This window comes from Psychrobacter sp. HII-4 (assembly GCF_904846595.1).
Lineage (GTDB): Bacteria > Pseudomonadota > Gammaproteobacteria > Pseudomonadales > Moraxellaceae > Psychrobacter > Psychrobacter celer.
The window spans coordinates 233,248-251,535 of sequence record NZ_CAJHBJ010000002.1 but is presented as its reverse complement, the minus strand read 5'-3'; the positions used below and the strand labels follow the sequence as shown (position 1 = coordinate 251,535).

General features: G+C 47.0%; 17 protein-coding genes. 5 read left to right on the top strand and 12 right to left on the bottom strand.

What is annotated here, in order from left to right:
- The 4 genes from JMX98_RS02845 to JMX98_RS02830 all read right to left on the bottom strand — a co-directional run.
- The coding region (locus tag JMX98_RS02845; RefSeq protein WP_201584529.1) for a helix-turn-helix domain-containing protein at positions 1-311 on the bottom strand (311 nt) is incomplete at its 3' end.
- Positions 308-919 (bottom strand): IS607 family transposase, encoded by a 612-nt coding sequence (locus JMX98_RS02840; RefSeq protein WP_105246141.1) that lies wholly within the window; start codon positions 917-919, stop codon positions 308-310. The genes JMX98_RS02840 and JMX98_RS02845, both read right to left, overlap by 4 nt.
- A 216-nt stretch (positions 920-1,135) precedes the next feature.
- Positions 1,136-1,894 carry a two-component system response regulator OmpR gene (gene ompR / locus JMX98_RS02835; RefSeq protein ID WP_201584527.1) on the bottom strand — a complete coding sequence of 253 codons (759 nt, stop codon included), beginning with the start codon at positions 1,892-1,894 and terminating at the stop codon, positions 1,136-1,138.
- 234 nt (positions 1,895-2,128) lie between these two features.
- Positions 2,129-2,341 carry a hypothetical protein gene (locus tag JMX98_RS02830; protein WP_201584524.1) on the bottom strand — a complete coding sequence of 71 codons (213 nt, stop codon included), beginning with the start codon at positions 2,339-2,341 and terminating at the stop codon, positions 2,129-2,131.
- Positions 2,342-2,437: 96 nt separating this feature from the next.
- Here JMX98_RS02830 and JMX98_RS02825 point away from each other — a divergent pair, with 96 nt between their 5' ends.
- On the top strand, positions 2,438-4,960 hold the full coding sequence (locus tag JMX98_RS02825) for a Tex family protein (protein ID WP_201584522.1): 2,523 nt from the start codon (positions 2,438-2,440) through the stop codon (positions 4,958-4,960).
- 172 nt (positions 4,961-5,132) lie between these two features.
- Here the strand turns inward: JMX98_RS02825 and JMX98_RS02820 are convergent, their stop codons facing one another.
- The 3 genes from JMX98_RS02820 to JMX98_RS02810 form a co-directional block, all read right to left on the bottom strand.
- The gene (locus JMX98_RS02820; protein WP_201584520.1) at positions 5,133-5,645 is read right to left on the bottom strand and encodes a hypothetical protein; all 513 of its coding nucleotides are present in this window, start codon (positions 5,643-5,645) and stop codon (positions 5,133-5,135) included.
- A gap of 308 nt (positions 5,646-5,953) precedes the next feature.
- A complete protein-coding gene (locus JMX98_RS02815; protein ID WP_192995761.1) occupies positions 5,954-6,199 on the bottom strand; it encodes a hypothetical protein in 246 nt (81 codons plus the stop codon).
- A gap of 276 nt (positions 6,200-6,475) precedes the next feature.
- A complete protein-coding gene (locus tag JMX98_RS02810; RefSeq protein WP_201584518.1) occupies positions 6,476-7,762 on the bottom strand; it encodes a saccharopine dehydrogenase family protein in 1,287 nt (428 codons plus the stop codon).
- Between the two features lie 527 nt (positions 7,763-8,289).
- Here JMX98_RS02810 and JMX98_RS02805 point away from each other — a divergent pair.
- On the top strand, positions 8,290-8,445 hold the full coding sequence (locus tag JMX98_RS02805; protein WP_011512513.1) for a DUF1328 domain-containing protein: 156 nt from the start codon (positions 8,290-8,292) through the stop codon (positions 8,443-8,445).
- Positions 8,446-8,597: 152 nt separating this feature from the next.
- Here JMX98_RS02805 and JMX98_RS02800 read toward each other — a convergent pair whose 3' ends face one another.
- Both JMX98_RS02800 and JMX98_RS02795 read right to left on the bottom strand, forming a co-directional pair.
- Entirely contained in the window at positions 8,598-8,891 is a 294-nt protein-coding gene (locus JMX98_RS02800; RefSeq protein WP_192995764.1) for a 4a-hydroxytetrahydrobiopterin dehydratase, read from the bottom strand.
- Between the two features lie 103 nt (positions 8,892-8,994).
- On the bottom strand, positions 8,995-9,294 hold the full coding sequence (locus JMX98_RS02795; RefSeq protein ID WP_201584554.1) for a GNAT family N-acetyltransferase: 300 nt from the start codon (positions 9,292-9,294) through the stop codon (positions 8,995-8,997).
- A 482-nt stretch (positions 9,295-9,776) separates the two neighbouring features.
- Between JMX98_RS02795 and ettA the strand changes: the two genes are divergently transcribed.
- Entirely contained in the window at positions 9,777-11,438 is a 1,662-nt protein-coding gene (gene ettA / locus JMX98_RS02790; protein WP_201584516.1) for an energy-dependent translational throttle protein EttA, read from the top strand.
- Between the two features lie 117 nt (positions 11,439-11,555).
- Here ettA and plsB read toward each other — a convergent pair whose 3' ends face one another.
- Positions 11,556-14,255: a glycerol-3-phosphate 1-O-acyltransferase PlsB gene (plsB, locus tag JMX98_RS02785; RefSeq protein ID WP_201584514.1), complete on the bottom strand. Its 2,700-nt coding sequence runs from the start codon at positions 14,253-14,255 to the stop codon at positions 11,556-11,558.
- Between the two features lie 326 nt (positions 14,256-14,581).
- Between plsB and ybaK the strand changes: the two genes are divergently transcribed.
- Complete coding sequence (ybaK, locus tag JMX98_RS02780; RefSeq protein WP_105244603.1) at positions 14,582-15,070, top strand: Cys-tRNA(Pro) deacylase; 489 nt, start codon at positions 14,582-14,584, stop codon at positions 15,068-15,070.
- A gap of 138 nt (positions 15,071-15,208) precedes the next feature.
- Entirely contained in the window at positions 15,209-15,580 is a 372-nt protein-coding gene (locus JMX98_RS02775) for a 5-carboxymethyl-2-hydroxymuconate Delta-isomerase (protein WP_105244604.1), read from the top strand.
- A gap of 24 nt (positions 15,581-15,604) precedes the next feature.
- Here the strand turns inward: JMX98_RS02775 and JMX98_RS02770 are convergent, their stop codons facing one another.
- Positions 15,605-16,081: a hypothetical protein gene (locus JMX98_RS02770; RefSeq protein ID WP_201584512.1), complete on the bottom strand. Its 477-nt coding sequence runs from the start codon at positions 16,079-16,081 to the stop codon at positions 15,605-15,607.
- Between the two features lie 164 nt (positions 16,082-16,245).
- Positions 16,246-18,066 (bottom strand): acyl-CoA dehydrogenase C-terminal domain-containing protein, encoded by a 1,821-nt coding sequence (locus JMX98_RS02765; RefSeq protein WP_201584509.1) that lies wholly within the window; start codon positions 18,064-18,066, stop codon positions 16,246-16,248.
- Positions 18,067-18,288: the final 222 nt, after the last annotated feature.

The window sequence follows — 18,288 nt, the reverse complement described above, 5'->3', positions numbered from 1 at the left end:
TGGTCACCCAACTGCATGATTGCCGCCTGCGGAGCGCATTTGGTCACTTCCAGCATATAGGGGAATAATTCACGCTTAATGGCGTTCAATTCGCGTCTGAGCTTCGCCTGTGAGGGCTTGTTTAGATTTTTAGTATCAACCTCAACGCCTGCGGCCAAACACGCATCTCGGTACGCTTTGTCAAGCGCATACTGCCGCTGCCACTCATGCAAAGCCCAGTTGTAGGCTTTTCTCGCCACGCCACAAGCACGAGCAAGGTGATTTGCCTGTACGTTGTTTGGCTTGAGTTCGATAATGTGTCCACGGATCATAATGCTTTTTTAACCGCCTCTATTAATTGTTGGTTTTTCTTGCTGCGAGAGCCGTATAGCCTCGCTGAAAATACGGTGATAATCTCCAATACATCTTGGGCTAATTCTTGCTCAAAACTCAACTCTTCACCTTGATTGATTATTACCACTTCAACGTCACGAGCCTCACACAACATGAAAACCAGTTCTGCACCAAATCGTAAAAGCCTGTCTTTATGGGTAATTACCAGCCGTTCAACTTTATTGCTCAGTATGTCATCAAGCAGGTTTTTTAAGCCTTTCTTTTTATAATCCATTCCACTACCAAGATCGGTAATCGTCTCAAAAGTCCAGCCTTGCCTGGCACAATAAAGTTCCAAAACTTGAGACTGGAGAAGTAAGTCGTCTTTTTGATCACGACTCGACACACGAGCATAAGCAATGGTTTTTCGGTCTAATTTAGGTGGTGTATTCAAGGAATGCGGTCTGATTTCACTTAAATCATATCGCCTATGCCCGTTTTCGGTTCGCTTGGCGACTAACGTACCATCCTCATCCCAACGTCTTAATGTGGATTGAGCAACCCCGAAATGTTTGGCAGCCTCCCCAATACTAACCAGTTTCCCCATAACTTGCTCTCTATATTATAGATATAATCTATCTATAATAGTAATAAATAGGTAGGTTTGTATATGTTTTATTTAACTGTTTGCAACCCTGTCACTAAGGTGCAAGGTATGTTTTGAAAAATAATTGGGTTTTTCACAGGTATGCTCATCATATTGGCACGTGTTTGTGAGTAACCAAACACGGCCTATATTAAAATAAATTAAATCAGTCAAAAGCTATTCACTCTTGGCGGTTTCGGCTTCTGTCTCATCTGGTACAAACACATAACCCACGCCCCATACCGTCTGGATATAGCGCGCTTGTGACGGATTGTCCTCAATCAAGCGGCGCAGGCGTGAGACCTGTACATCAATAGAGCGCTCCATCGCCCCCCATTCACGGCCCCGCGCCAAATTCATAAGCTTGTCACGAGTCAATGGCTCGCGCGGGTGTTGCACCAAAGCTTTTAGGACGGAAAACTCGCCTGTCGTCAAAGTCACGACATTACCGTCGCGTTTGAGCGTACGCGTTGATAAATCAAGTGTCCATGGTCCAAACTCTACCACTTCTAGCTGATGGCTTGGCGCACCCGGTAGCTCACGGTTTTGACGACGCAGTACCGCTTTGATACGTGCCAGCAGCTCTTTTGGGTTAAAGGGTTTTGGTAAGTAGTCATCAGCGCCTGCTTCGAGGCCAGCGATACGATCAGCGTCACCACCTTTGGCGGTGAGCATGATGATAGGGATGTCGGCATTGTCTTCACGCAAGCGCTTACAGATACTAATGCCGTCCTCACCAGGAAGCATCAAATCAAGCACCACCAACGAAAACAACTCGCGCTGCATCAGCTTATCCATCTGACTGGCATCATGGGCGGTGCGCACGACAAAACCATCGTCCTCTAAAAAGCGCTGCAACAAAGAACGCAAGCGGGCATCGTCATCGACGACCAAAATACGCTGAGTCAAAGTATCTGGGCTATTATTATCTGTCATACAGGCATCCTCTTATAAAAATTATTATGAATATTCATTATCGGTGTCACGCATAAATTGCGCTGAGCAACACCCTTATCATTATTTGCTCTGCGATTAAAAACTGTCTAAAAAACTATCTAACAACAAAGTTCCCTCTTAATATGCCTTATAGTCAATCCAATATAAAAACACCATTTCATTGAGCGACTTGATAGCCAGGTATCTGATTTATTTGGGTTCGGCTATAGCTTTCTAAATATAGAAGCACACAAAGTTATGTAGCGGCGTTAAGCGATACAAAATAATCAGACTTAGAGGTTCACGCTGCAAGACACCACCAAACTGCGCCGCTGATACTTTAGTGTATAAGATTGCACCAGCAATTGCATCATCCATCAGGATAAATGCTGTATGCGTTTGTTTAACAACGCCGAAACAGAAAGGATAAAAGGCGATATCGGCCATAAAATCTAGGCAAAAGCGCAAAAAGATAAAAAGGATTTTTATTCATGCAGCTTTTGCTATAATGCAAAACTACATTTCTCAACGATTGATACGTATATGAGTAGCACTGATACCTTAACGCCATCTCAAACCCAGACAAATACACAGGTTTTGGATGCAACCACACACGCGAATATTCACGACAAGCTTGCTCGCGCGCTTGGCATTAAGACTGCTCAAGTCAATGCGTTTGTCAAACTTTATGATGAAGGCGCGACAGTTCCTTTTATCGCCCGTTACCGTAAAGAAAAGACGCAAAATCTTGACGATGCACAACTGCGAGCGCTAGAAAAATCGCTCAACTATGAGCGTGACATGGCCAGCCGCCGCCTCAAAATCACTGAGCTGCTCAGCACGCAAGGCAACTTGACAGATGAGCTGCAGGCGCGCATTGACAATGCGACATCGAAACTTGAGCTAGAAGACATCTATCTGCCATACCGTCCGCGCCGCCGCTCTCCTGCGGCCAAAGCCCGCGCCGCCGGTTTGGATGTACCGGCACAAGCGCTGTTGACCCAAGAGGTTACCCCAACTGATGCATTGGCAGATTATGAGGCACCAGCCAGTATCTCTGATGACAAGGGCAATGAGATAGAGGTCGACTTTGGTGATCTAGACAAACAACTGGCGGGCGTACAAGCCATCATCGTTGATGAATGGACGCAAGCGCTGGATTTACTTGATAACTTGCGTAATGGTTTTGCAAAGACAGCGAGCATCGTATCGACTGTCGCCAGTGACGAAAAACGCGAAGTGGGCGAAAAATTCAAAGACTACTTTGAGCACAGTGAGAGCCTAGCGCGCCTGCCCAATCATCGCCTGCTTGCGATGCTGCGTGGCCGCCAAGAAAACGTCTTGGGCCTAAAGATTGATGGCGAAGACGCTCCCTTTATCGAAAAAATCATCAGTCATTTTGATATCGATGCCAAAGCGCCTGCTGCCCGTCGTGAGTTTTTGCAGGAAGCGGCGACCAGTCTCTGGAAGGATAAATGGCGCCCGCATATCGAGCATCGTTTATTGACCGAAAAACGTCTGACCGCTGAGGCCGATGCAATTGAGGTGTTTGCCAGTAACTTACAGCATCTACTCATGGCTGCACCTGCTGGTCGCAAGGTGATTTTGGGCGTCGATCCAGGTATTCGTCACGGCGTGAAGATGGCAGTTGTCGATGCCCAAGGTCATGTCATGTTAGATAATGAAGACAAGCCTGTGGTGGCGACTGTCTATCCGTTTGCTCCTGATAATAAGATGGATGAAGCCAAAAAAATCATCGATGAGTTATTAAGCACTTATAAGGTTGATTTGGTGGCTATCGGTAACGGTACGGCCAGCCGCGAAACCGATGCGATGATCAAAGAGATTTTGGCCGCCAACGCTGAATTAAAAGCCAAAGCCGTGATCGTCAATGAATCAGGCGCGTCTGTTTATTCTGCCAGCGAGCTTGCCAGTGATGAGCTTGCTAATTTAGATGTCTCGGTACGCGGTGCGGTTTCTATCGCCCGTCGCTTGCAAGATCCGCTATCTGAGCTGGTCAAAGTCGATCCAAAAGCCATTGGCGTGGGTCAATATCAGCACGATGTCAACCAAAACCAGTTGGCCGACAGCCTTGATAAAGTCACGCAAGATAGTGTGAACGCGGTTGGTGTTGATGTGAATACTGCAAGCCCAGCTATTTTGGCGCATATCGCTGGTTTAAACAAAAACGTCGCTCAGCAAATCGTGACTTACCGCAAAGAGCACGGCGCTTTTGATAGCCGTGAAGCCCTCAAAAACGTGCCACGCCTCGGAGTCAAGACCTTTGAGCAAGCGGCAGGGTTTTTGCGTATCCACGGTGGCAGCAACCCGCTGGATGCGACAGGCGTTCATCCAGAGAGCTACGCGCTGGTTGATAGCTTGCTGGCGCAAACCGGTAAAGCATTGCCAGAGGTGCTGGGTAATGACAGCGTATTAAATAGCATTGATACCACAGCACTGGCGGCCAATGACGACAATGTCAGTGTAAAAGCCATCATTGAAGAGCTGGCAAAACCTGCGCGCGATCCACGCCCTGAGTTTAAGACCGCTAACTTCCGCGAAGACGTCAATAGCATTAAAGACTTAAGCGAAGGCATGCAGCTAGAAGGCGTGGTGACCAACGTCACTGCCTTTGGGTGTTTTGTGGATGTCGGTGTGCATCAAGACGGGCTGGTACATATCTCACAGATGGCCAATGATTTTGTCGCTGATCCGATGAACCGTGTCAAACCAGGCGATATCGTCTCGGTACGTGTCATCTCCATTGATGAAAAACGTGGCCGTATTGGCTTTAGCATGAAGCCTGAAGCAGAAAAATCAGCGCGGCCAGCCGCCAAGCCTGCGACCCGCAATACTGGTGGTGATGAAAAAGCGAGCCGGCCGCGCAGCAATCGTCCAAACAACAAGCGCCCAGCGGATAAGCGTGCAACAAAACCGCGTGACCATCGTCAAGCTAATGACAGTGCCTCTAACCGCAGCAAGGCTCAAAAAGCCGACGCACCAGCCAAAATGGGGACTTTGGGCGCACTGCTACAAGAAGCCGGCGTGACCAAAAGCAAAAAATAATCAGTATTATAAAAAATAGAAAAAAGGCAGCCATTGGGCTGCCTTTTTTGTATCATACGCTTGTATCAATTGTGCCTTACTAGGCAAAATACTATCTGTGTTTATGCTGTTTGTTAACGACGCTATAATTGAGGCGCTGCTATTATCGAGACGCTATTATTGCGCCCATATCTTAGCGTGCGATAGCGATACGGCGATTTTCTTTAAACTCGACATCCGCAGGCTGCGTTGCGAGTAGCTCACCACGCTTGTCTTTTTTCTTTTCTTGTAATGTGATTTCTGTGTTGGCAGCTTCGTCGTCGGTTGCGCCTTCACCTGCCAATAGTGGCTGATAGTTTGCATCACTGTGCTGCATGTTGAGTGCTGGTGCAGGCTGCTCGGTTTGCGCAGGTTGCATGCCAGCCGCTGCCATTGCATCATTTTCTTCCTCAGTAGCTTCATTAGTCGCCACCTCCATGGCTGCTGCATCTGTGATAGCAACTGCCTCTTCACTTTCTACAGCGCCAGGTTGAGTGGCCAGTAACTCACCATCTGGGCCTTCGACTTCAGCTTGTAAGGTATTGTCTACGGGTTCGGCCAGTTTATCCGCTGGGGTCACCTCTGCTGTGTTGACTGGGGCTGCCATCGCCATGGTTGGTAAGATAAGCGTCGCACCCATAAGTAGTGATAAAGCCGTGTTTTTCATAATAAAACTCCAAAATATAATAAGATGATTATGTACAAAACCACAAATCCGCGCATAAGATGGTGAACTTTGAGTCACTACCTTATGTGCTGATACGATCTTGTTATTATTCCCAAACGCAAAATACCAGCTCTAGGGCCAGTATTTCAGTAGTAAAGTCATTAAGGTTCTAACAGCTTGGTGTTTTCTTGTGACATTATGAAACGTTGGTAATACATTTGCGACAATATCTATCCAAGCTTGTCTTTGGTTGTCTTCGTTTTTTGGCGCTTTGAGCGCGTATTTAAAACAGGTTATATGCCAATCCTTTATTCATTTACCTCTTTCGTTATCTGAGGCATCTCGTCAGCATCAGGAACGCGAACCACAGGGAAGGTTTGGTTGATTTCTGTGTTATCAAGGACGTCGGTATCGGCCTCTGCGCCCACAATCACAGCGCGATTGGCACTATCTTCGATGGCGATTGCCGTGCCTTGAGTGGTGTTGACGCGTTTGATTTGATCGTCTGGAGCGATAATGACTTCTTTGACGCTGTACTTGGCTGGACGTATCACGCGCGTTGTTTCGACGACGACAGGCTCTACGCTGCGCGCTTCAGTGACCGCAATTTGTGCCTCTAGGGCAGGGGCTTCACTGACGAGTTGTATTTATTAACAGCCGCTCAGATTTGTCATTTGATGTTTCACTACATTTTCTAAAATTTTTGCCATAAAAAAACCGCACCTTATAAATAAGACACGGTCAGAGACTATAGTCGATCTGCTATAAAATAAGTACAGTACGGCTGGGATGAATGTGATGCAGCCCCTCATCTACCCATGATAATAATGTTAGGCATCGACTACCTCAAAACGAAGGCCGGCATGCTCCTCTAAGCGCGACAGTAAGGTATCGCCCATCGCGGCCGCTGGCGTCCAAAATCCACCGGCCACATCGTCTTTGCTGATATCTTGTGCCAAGCAAAGAGCGGCCTGTGCCAACATACGCGAAGTGCTGCCATAACCTGGGTCTTTATCGCCGGTGACTTTGGTATTGATGGTCTGGTTGCCAGTGGTTTGACCAAACAGACGAATATCGAAGTAGCCGTTTTCTTGCTCTTCTTTAGAAGGGCCAGAGCCTGACTTGGGCAGCACATGCTTAGATAGTAGCTCACGGCTGGGTTTGATCATCATCGCTGTGGCAAATCCAAATAAGCCTGCGCTCATCGCATAGCTCGATAGTTGACCTTTGACGCCACCCTTCATCCACATCGCTTCATCGTATTTAAACTGACGCCCGTACTCATAGCCGAGCAGTTGGTTGGTACGATGGACGATACGGGTGTTGATACTGGCCATGACAAAGGGCGCAAGCCAGCGTTTGTGCTCGCTGTCGTATTTTGGTTTGCTGATGTTGTCTTGGCGTACGTTTGGCGCGTCTTTATCATCGTTTAGCAAATAAGGGTTGGCCACTTGCTTGCGGCGCGATTTGTCTTCTCCGACTTCTTCAAATATCGTTGCCATTGAGGCAATAGTACCGCCAGACAGTCCACCTTTTGCCGCCTTGACACGCATATGAATGACATCACATGTCTCACCAAATCTCTCTTCGGCTTGCTTTTGGGTAAAATAAACCCCCAAATCTGAAGGAATGGAATCAAACCCGCAGGAGTTGACAATACGAGCGCCACTTTGTTTTGCCGTCTCCTGATATTTATCCATCATGTCTTTGATAAAGATGGCTTCACCGGTCAGATCGACGTAGTCGGTGCCATTTTCTGCACAAGACTTGATCAATGGTTCGCCGTACTTGAGGTAGGGGCCGACGGTTGAGATGATGACTTGGGTTTGTTTGGTCATCGCATCGAGGCTGGTGGCGTCGTTACTATTGGCAATGATGGTGTCGACTTTGCTGGCAAGTTTGGACTGCAAGTCGTTTAGCTTTGCTTCATCACGGCCGGCTATGGCCCATGCGACATTAGAGCCGTCTTTGTTTTTGGCATTTGACAAAAAATGGGTCAAATAATGAGCGGTAATCTGCCCGACAAAACTGGTCGCCCCATAGAGCACGACCGCATAGGCTCGTTTTTCAGTGTTGTTTGCAGCGGTGTGATTGGTCGTATCCGTATTGGTATCCATAACTCTCTTCCTTATATGAATGGTTGTTTGTAGCGGCTCGTTCATTATCGTAGCTACCATCATCATAGCAACTTTTGCTCAATAATCATCTGGTCAAGTGCAGTACTGACAGTCATTTTATGGTTGGGTTGCGACAGTCAGCTTCCTATAAAAATGTGATAGCAAGGTTGATGACTAGGGCGTGTCCTCCATACTGCGCCTAGCTACTTTTTAGTGGGTCACTATGAGGGGTTATAACAGATTTAATGGACAAAAAAAGCGTGACTTATAAAACATCAACTGTTGCTACACACAATCTTCATGAACAAAAACAAGATTTGGCGAGTATTAAGATTTGCTACAAAGGTTACATAATCCACCGATATTATTACCAAAATGAACGTTGTCTGGCGACAAATGTTGCTAATCTATGGTCGTAAGCCGTTGTAATAGGTATAAAAAAACAACAATTAATGAGTATGAAAAGAAAAGAAAGGATAGCAGACAGATCTGCGATCTGCTTTTGATTATCATTCAAGGAGAAGATTATGTTTCGCTGGGCTATTATTTTTGCCGTTATCGCATTGTTAGCAAGTTTCTTGGGCTTCGGCGGTGTCGCAGGCTTATCAGCAAACTTTGCGTATATTTTATTGGCATTGGCGGTGATTTTATTTATCGTCGCATTTGTAAGCCGCCGTATGTAGTCGGCAGTTAAGCAGCTAAGATGTTTAACTATTTTAAATATGCAGGCAAGTTTAAATATACAGGCAAGATGCTTGAGTATATTTGGTAAAAAAAGTCCTCGATTTGAATCGAGGACTTTTTTTGGCTGCTATGTTTGTCTATCAGATAGCGCTTATAAGCGTTTGGGCTGAATGATGTGCTCCATGCGTTTGGCCAAACGGATATCCAGGCTTGAGATGCCACCTGTATCGTGGTTGGTCAAGCGCACTTCTACCACATTGTAGATATTACGCCATTCAGGATGATGCTCGAGCGCCTCTGCATGAAAAGCGGCTTGATTCATAAAGCTCATGGCTTCGATAAAGTCGCTAAAGTGATAGGTCTTGACGATACTATTGCCGTCACGTTGCCATCCTGCCAGATCTTCTAACTGTAGGTTGATTTGTTTGTCAGATAAACTACTCATATTAATAACCTTTATTGTTATGTGGTTTGGTTTATTAAAAATAACGATGACGTCAGCTGACTGGCGAACAGTCTGTTATATCAAGTATTTTATACCAAATTTTTTATACTAAGTCTTGATACTCAGGACGTCTATTGATGTATGAGGCGACAAATGAGCATTGCGGCACCACCTTTTTATCATGAGCGCGCGCATAGTCGAGAGCATGCTTGACCAGCGCTGTACCAAGACCACGGCCGCCTAGCTCTTTTGGCACGATGGTATGGTCATACACCAGCTTGTCGTCGCGCTCCTGATAGCTGATGTAGCCTGTATGACCGTCGATGGTGGTCTCAAAGCGGTTTGCGGACTCGTTGTGGCTGATGGTTGGGGCGTTGTCTGCAGTAAATTCCTGTGTACTCATCATATACTCCATTGTTGGTTTTATTAGATTGCTTTCGGTTGAGGGTATTTAGACAGTGGCTCTTATACGAAAGCTCTAGATCGATGCTTCTTATAAAAAAGCCCTAGATCGATGATAGATGGCGGCATTGCCTATTTATCATCTGCCCAAATACGTTATGCCTTATTATGCGCTGCCTGCGAGTAGATTTATAGCCCTTTCGGGTAATCGTGGATAGGGTAAATGTTACGATAGCCTACCCTTATCAAAATCGTCAAGGCTCGTTGAGGTCGGCAAAAAACTCGGTAAGGTTGGCATATTTCACCAATTAATCCAATACTTTAGCAGAAAAGGCACGAAAGCTGTCTACTCGCTTGCAGGGTATGCGCCACAATGCGATAATGGCAGACAATTTACAACCCTGATTTTTGAGGCGCAGCCCACTGAGCATCCGTGCAAAGTGCGACTGTCACGCCTTGTCTATGCAGTCTATCGGAGTGTTAATGGCTCAATATATTTACACGATGAACAACGTGTCAAAACTTGTTCCGCCTAAGCGTGAGATTCTAAAAAACATCAACCTATCGTTTTTCCCTGGTGCCAAAATTGGTGTGCTAGGTATCAATGGTGCGGGTAAGTCTACCTTGCTACGTATCATGGCAGGTGTCGATACTGAGTTTAGTGGTGAGGCGCGCGCGCAAACAGGTACCAAAGTCGGTTACCTACCGCAGGAGCCACAGCTTGATGACAGCAAAGACGTCCGTGGTAACGTCGAAGACGGTATGCGTGAGGCGTTAGATGCGCTCGCGCGTTTGGATGCGATTTATGCCGAATACGCAGAGCCCGATGCCGACTTTGATAAGCTGGCTGAAGAGCAAGGCAAGATGGAAGACATCATCCAAGCGTGGGACGCTCATAACCTAAATACCCAGCTCGAAAAAGCCGCTGATGCGCTACGTCTGCCGCCATGGGATGCAGATGTTAGCAAATTATCTGGTGGTGAAAAACGCCGTGTGGCGCTATGCCGTCTGCTATTGTCACGTCCTGATATGCTACTACTTGACGAACCGACCAACCATTTGGACGCCGAATCGGTCGCGTGGCTTGAGCAATTCTTGCAAAACTATAGCGGCACTATCGTTGCCATTACCCATGATCGTTATTTCTTGGATAATGTGGCTCAGTGGATTTTGGAGCTTGACCGAGGCTATGGCTACCCGTATGAAGGTAACTATACTGAGTGGTTAGAGCAAAAAAACAAGCGCTTAGAGGAACAACAGAAGCAAGAAGAGTCGTTTGCCAAAGCGCTGAAAAAAGAGCTTGAGTGGATTCGTAAAAATCAAAAAGGCCAACAAGCCAAATCTAAATCTCGTGTACAGCGTTTTGAAGAGCTGAACTCAAAAGAATTCCAGCAGCGAAATGAGACCTCAGAGATTTATATTCCGCCCGGTCCGCGTCTAGGTAATAAAGTTATCGAGGTCAATAACATCTCCAAGTCTTTTGGTGATCGTCTGCTATACAAAGACCTTAGCTTCAATGTCCCAGCGGGTGCTATCGTTGGTATCATCGGTCCAAATGGTGCGGGTAAAACCACGCTATTTAACATGATTACTGAGCGTGATACCCCAGATACTGGCTCAGTCGAGCTGGGCGAAAGTGTCAAGGTTGCCTATGTTGGTCAGGTGCGTGACAACCTAGACGACAAAAAGACCGTCTGGGAAGAAGTATCAGACGGCCTTGACATGATTACTGTCGGTGACTACACCACGCCAAGCCGTGCCTATATTGGCCGCTTTAATTTCAAAGGCTCAGACCAGCAGAAACATGTCGGTCAATTATCAGGTGGTGAGCGTAACCGCTTGCAATTGGCTAAGACACTAAAGCAAGGCGCAAACGTACTGCTACTCGATGAACCCTCGAACGACTTGGACGTTGAAACCTTACGTGCGCTAGAGGATGCGATTCAAGTATTCCCTGGTACCGTCATGGTCGTCTCGCATGATCGCTGGTTCCTTGACCGTATCGCCACCCACATCTTGGCGTTCGAAGAAGAAGGCCCTGTATGGTTCGATGGTAACTACTCTGAGTTTGAAGCCTATCGCAAAAAGACCATGGGTGATGATGCTACTCCGAAGCGTATGAAGTATAAAAAGATTTCTACCTAAGAGCGGTGCGTATGGTACTCAATAAAATATAGTGCTCAATAAAAAAGACCTCTAATCAGTTAGAGGTCTTTTTTTAAGCTGCTCAATATCTTGAGCAGCTTAATATAACGGTATCAATTAACGCTTACGACCAAATTTACGCTGCTTTTTATTGCTAATCTCAGTAATCGCGTGGGTAATCTCTTCTTCGTCTAAGCTTGCGACTTGCTGTAAGATTTGCATCATATCAGGCGTCAGGACGTACTTGGCATGGTGAGCGATGTCATTGATACGATGATCAAAGGTCAGCACCCCAGTTTCTTCATCTTTTTGTAAGTAGTCAAGGCGCGTCAAGGCACTGATAAAGCTGGTAAACAACGCCCGATCAAAGAAATCCGGAATGTCGTCGGCATATAGCACCGACAAGCGCTGACCGAGCAAGTGACACAAATCCACGACCTCTTTTTCAGTCAGATTGCCCGAGCCTTGCTGCGCGAGTAGGGCAAGGGTCATAAAGTATCGCTCGAGACTCTGCCCGACAGGCGTGGCCAGTACTTGTAGCTGCTGATAGCCTTTACTATTGGACTCAGGGACGCTCAAGATACCATCGCCAAGCTCGACGATAAGACCATGAGCGAGCAGGCTATCGACTTTTTTGTTGAGGGTATCGTTTAGGCTGTGCGCCGGATAGTACAAAAACAGCTCGCTTTGTAAAAATGGATACATCTGCGTGGCAATATTGTCCAAACGGCTGCGCTCGATACGGCCATTACGAGCGACCAAGGCCGATAAGAACGACAGCAAAATAAAGACGTGCAATATATTGTTACGGAAGTAGCTGAGCAACGCTGCCTGCTTGCCAGCAATCTGAATGATGTCGCCTAAGATATGCGGCGTGCGCTCGATGAGCTTGAGCTTGATACCATAATCAATGATTTGCTGCGGGCTCATATCGGTGATAAAAGTATCATCAGCATAAGGCAGCTGCTGGGCGAGCCCCTGATACAAGGCGATTTGCTCGCGGCAAATGTCTTCATCAAGCGCCGCTTTTGGGGCTGATAGCAATACCAGTGACAATAACGATACTGGCGTGATGACAGCGGCTTTGTTGATATGCTGCATGATTTTGACGCCGATATTGTCCACCATGGCGCTGGTTTTTTCGTCAAGTGGGGTATCGGTGCGATCGGCAGGCAGGCTGTCTGCTGGTACATCAAACTTGGTCATAAAATCGCTTAAGTGCAACGGCGTACCAAAGCTCAAATGGACATTACCAAAGATACGCTCGATCTTGCGCCCGACTTTGAGTAAGCCGATAAGGGATTCGGACTCTTTTGGCTTGCCCTTTAGCTCGCCGACGTAGGTGCCGCCCTCCATGATGCGCTCATAACCGATATAGGTTGGAATAAACACCACAGGCTTATTGGTATGGCGCAGCTGGCTATGAACCGTCATCGCCAGCATGCCCATCTTCGGCGGTAGCAGTCGCCCTGAGCGAGAGCGGCCCCCTTCGATAAAGTATTCAATCGGCGTGTTGCGGGTGATGAGAGTATGCATATACTCACGCAACACCGCGGTATAAAGCGCGTTACCACGGAAACTACGGCGAATATAAAACGCTACCGCGCCGCGTAGTAGCGGCCCTAATACTGGTACGTCTAAATTGTCACCAGCGGCGACATAAGGGATGCTCAGACCGCGCTTGTAGATGACATAAGACAATAGCAAATAGTCGACATGGCTACGATGACACGGCACATAGACCAGCTCGTAGTCTGCCGCCAGCTCGCGTACGCGCTCGAAATGATGGACTTCGACGCCATCATATAGCTGTGTCCATAGCCACGTCAAAAACTTGTAAAAACCACGAATGATCGAGTGCGAGTAGTCGTTGACCATCTCATTGGCATAGCCTTTGGCGACACTGCGCGCTTCGCGTATGCTGGTACCCGTAGCCTTGGCCTCGGCTTCTATCGCGTGCTTGATGGCAGGCGAGTACACGAGCTTGTCTACAAGGTTGCGGCGGTCTGATAAATCAGGGCCCAGCATACTGGCGCGCTGCTTGTCCAGATAGGTGGTGAGCTGCTGCTGCAACATCCGCACCAGCTCGCGATTGCCATCCGCGCCAGTGGTCAGGGTATAAGCGGGCATCTCATCGCTGACAGGTTGAGCATGCTCGTCTTCTACGGGCGTGGTATGTAATTGCTCGTGGATCAGCGCGCGCAAGTCCTGCGGCGGATGAAACTGCACAAAGGTATCGCGCCCCATCACTCCGATATTAAATAATTGCTTGGTGATGCTTGGGTCTTCCCAGTTATCGGCGGTCAACAGCTTAAACAACGAGTCCTCTTTTTCTGGCGCGCGTCCCCACAAAATAGACACCGGCACTAGCCGAACCTTCAGCTCCGGATACTGCAACACCGCAGAGACCAAACGCGATAGACGCGGCGAGAGTTGGCTGTCTTTGGCACTTGGGTGCTTTAAAAAGATAATAGCGGCGTTTTCTTTGATGTTATGATCGCTATCTTGGACGCCGACCAACGCAGGCGGCAGGTTGTGCTCTTGGGTCTGTAGGTCAATCAAAATACTATTGGAGCGCGAATAATCTTGCAGCACATAAAACCTGAGCGTTTGATCATCGCTGTCAAACTCAGGCAGCTCTCCTAGTAGTTTGGGTTTGACCGCGACGTCCAGCATTTGTCCCGAGAGCTTGCGATAGAGCTGATTGATCGGGGCATTTGCATAAGGCTTAGGCGTGACTGGTTGGCCGTCAGTTGCGGCGTTGTCCGTGGTGACGGGCGCTTTAAAAATCCGTTTTTTTAGGAACTTCGGTATCATAATCAGTATCAAAAATCATCAAATATAGTGCGCTTATGATGCCATAAAAGCCAGCAAAGCGATATATGCTGTCTGTATATACTACTAATATTCATATGCCAGCGGTCATCGCTTATCTATCAGTCATCAGGCAGTAAGTGAGAACAGCACTTAAGGACATTAATGAAAGACAGTATTTAAAAACAAGGCTAGGCGCGCGCAGCTGGCGGTACAATCGTTTGAAAGTTGACCCGTTTAGCGCAATAATGGACGCACTGACTGATGAAAACCGCTCTGTTCTGATATCTATTAGAATGTATCTATTAAAAAAGATAAGTGAACCCCCTATGACGCCTGCTATCAATCTTGCCAAAAAACACCGTCTGGATTATCAATTACACGAATACACCCATGATGCACAAGCGGCCTCTTTTGGTCTTGAGGCGGCAGAAAAACTGGGCGTAGATGCCGCTCAAGTCTTTAAGACCTTAGTGGTATCGAGCGATGCAGGCGCGCTTGCCGTGGCCATATTGCCCGTTGATAAGACCTTAAACTTCAAAAAAATGGCCAAAGCTTTATCATCTAATAAAATGCTGCCTTGTAAAAAAGTACAAATGGCCGACCCCAAACTAGTCGAACGGACGACGGGCTATGTGCTCGGCGGTGTCAGCCCATTGGGACAAAAAAAGCGCTTACCGACGCTCATCCATGCCGCAGCCCAAGAGCAAGTAAGTATTTATGTGAGTGGCGGTCGCCGTGGCTTAGAGATCGAATTGCCACCTGAGCAATTGGCGACCACACTTACTGCGCGCTTTGCAGATATCATTGATGATTAAAAATGGTTAAGAAAAATTCTACACGCCGTTTATTCTGCGCCTTTGTCATTTGCTCTTATCTGCGCTTTTGTCATTTACTCTTAATAGTGTTTGCGCTGCTTATTGGCAGATTTGCTATTTTTAATAAGGATTTTATCCATGCCGCATTTAACCATTCAAGTGTCGCCAAACGTTATGATTGCTCATGAAGAGTCATTTCTTAAAGTACTAAATCAAGCGCTATGGGACAGTGGGCACTTTGGTAAGCCTGCTGATATCAAAGCGCGCATCGTACCGATTGAGACATTTTTGGTCGGCGTAGAGGATGATGAGCAACGTAACGGCTTTGTCTATGCGCATCTAAAAATTATGAGCGGCCGCAATGAAGTCATACGGCATCAGCTTGCTGAGTTATTGACAGATGCCATAGAAGAGACATTAAGTGAACAGCAATCAGGGCGTGCAGACATCCAGATATGTGTTGAGGTAGAAGAGATCAGCGTGATTTATCATAAAAAAATGCTTAGCTAGCCTTTAAAGACGCCCGTTTATAACCTAGTTATTTTCGCACAATGCCTTACTGGCATATTTAGGCAATATCATCACCTCGGCTTTATAACCAGCGGTTTTACCGTGAGTTGCCATCAAATTGCGTGCGATACGCAAGCGATATTCGCCAGTGGCAGGCAAGCAGCCTTGATAAATAACCCCGCCTTTGGTGCCGTCATATTTGCCGTTTGGCATGTACAGCACACCAACATTGGCAGTCTCAGGCGTGCCAGCAAGTGGCGCAATATTGATAATGGCGTATTGCGCAGCGCTTGCATTAAAACGATACCAGCGCTCATCTTCATTAGGTTTTAATTTACCAGTAACAACACTACTAACAGCGCCTTTGGCAAAATGAATGGTGGTATCGCCAGTTTTAGCCAGCGCGTTACTTGTGCCAGTGCTGATTAATGTGGCACTTAGCAACAGCGTTTTTAGCACTCGTGCGCGTGATAAAGTGGTTTTATTATTAATCGACAACATCACTGCCTCCTTATTAAGTTATTGTTTATCAGCTGTCTGTTTTTGGATGTCTATTATTTGATAACTATGGTTCTAATTTATTCTCTGACTTTTAGTTAACCATAAAAAAGCGCCTAATGCATAGGCGCTTTTTTTGTGAATTATTGCTTAATTGTGAGGCAATCTTAGTCTAAGAAAGCAAAGCTGTCGATATCCATCGCTGTCATGCTCTCGCTTGGGGCAACCATACTTTCAGCATGACCTGAGGTGCGTGGTAAGATTTTATCAAAATAAAACTCAGCGGTTTGGATCTTGGCTTGGTAAAACTCTGGCGCTTCTGTGCCGCCGTTTTTGAGCTTGTCATACGCCACGGCTGCCATACGCGCCCAGTGATAGCCCATCATCACATAGCCTGAGTACATCAAAAAGTCATCAGAGGCCGCAGAGATGATTTCGCGGTCTTTACGTGCCATCAGCATCAGACGAACGGTCAAGGTGTTCCACTCAGCACATAGCTTGGTCAATGCCCAAACGAACTTACGCATGTCTTTATCCAGCGCATACTCGCCGCACCATTTCATGATGCTTGAGGTATAGTCACGGATGATCTTGCCTTTAGATTGCAAGATGACCTTACGACCGAGCAAATCTAACGCCTGTACGCCCGTGGTTCCTTCGTACATGGTCGCGATACGAGCATCACGAGCAATCAGCTCCATACCCCATTCTTTGATATAGCCGTGGCCGCCATAGACTTGCTGACCGTGTTTGGCCGCTTCGATACCCAGCTCAGTTAAGAAGCCTTTTAGGATGGGGGTATAAAAACCTAGCTTGTCATCCCATTTCTCAAACTCTGCTTCATCGCCATTGGCCACGCCTTGTGCCATTTTGTCCGCATAGCGCGCTGAGTGATAGATCATCGAACGACCACCTTCAGCAAAGGCTTTTTGCGTCAGTAGCATACGACGAACATCGGCATGATGAATGATGGCATCTGCCACTTTTTTAGGGTCTTTGGTGCCTGATAAGGTACGCATAGAGCGGCGTTCTTTGGCATAAGGCAAGGCGTTTTGGAAAGACAGCTCCGTATGTGCCAGACCTTGGATACCTGTACCGATACGAGCAGTATTCATAAAGGTAAACATGGCTTTTAGGCCTTTGTGTGGCTCACCAATAAGATAACCAGTCGCACCATCAAAGTTCAATACACAGGTCGAAGACGAGCTGATACCCATTTTGTGCTCAATTGAACCACAGACGACTGCATTGCGTTCACCGGCCTCACCTTCAGCATTGGGCGTGAATTTTGGTACAATAAAGAGCGAGATACCGCTCGTGCCTTCTGGGGCATCGGGTAGGCGTGCTAAAGTAATGTGAATGATGTTATCTGTTAGGTCGTGCTCACCGCTTGAGATAAAGATTTTGGTGCCGCTGATTTTATACGTACCGTCTTCTTGCGGGATGGCTTTTGATTTTACTTGCCCTAAATCGGTACCACACTGCGGCTCAGTCAGACACATGGTACCTGACCATGAGCCTTCAACCAGCTTTGGTAGATAGATGGCTTTTTGCTCATCAGAGCCGTACTGTAATAAGGTGTTGATACAGCCAGTAGATAGACCAGGATACATCGCCCATGGCCAGTTGGCCGTGCCGATCATCTCAGCTTTGATGAGGTTAATGGACATCGGCAAGTTCATACCGCCGTACTCTTCAGGGTATGAGATGCCTTGCCAGCCGCCTTCTACAAATTGGTCATAAGCTTCTTTAAAGCCCTTTGGTGTGGTGACTTCGCCATTTTCAAAATGACAGCCTTCTTCGTCAGCAGGCTGGTAAAGTGGTGATAGGACGTTTTCGGCAAAATCCGCCATGCCTTGCAAGATCATATCAACGGTTTCGGGATCAGCGTTTTCGCCGTTGTCTAAGCTTTGGTAATGCGTCTGATAATCAAACACATCGTTGATCAAAAATTTGATATCACGTAAGGGTGCTTTGTAAGTTAACATAATCACTCTCTTTGGTTGGTTCGCTCTCATAGGCTTGTGGCGCAGTCGTTGAGCCAGTGTTTATGTAAGCGATCTTTACTTATTTGGGATAGAGGTAGACACTGTCTCTATTTGATAGCCAATGGTCTGTTGGTCGTCTGTCAGTGGTCATGGAGGGTGATAAGAGCAGCCAGTCGATGTATTCCATGAAAGTCCTACAAACGTCCTTAGTAAAAGTCAGCT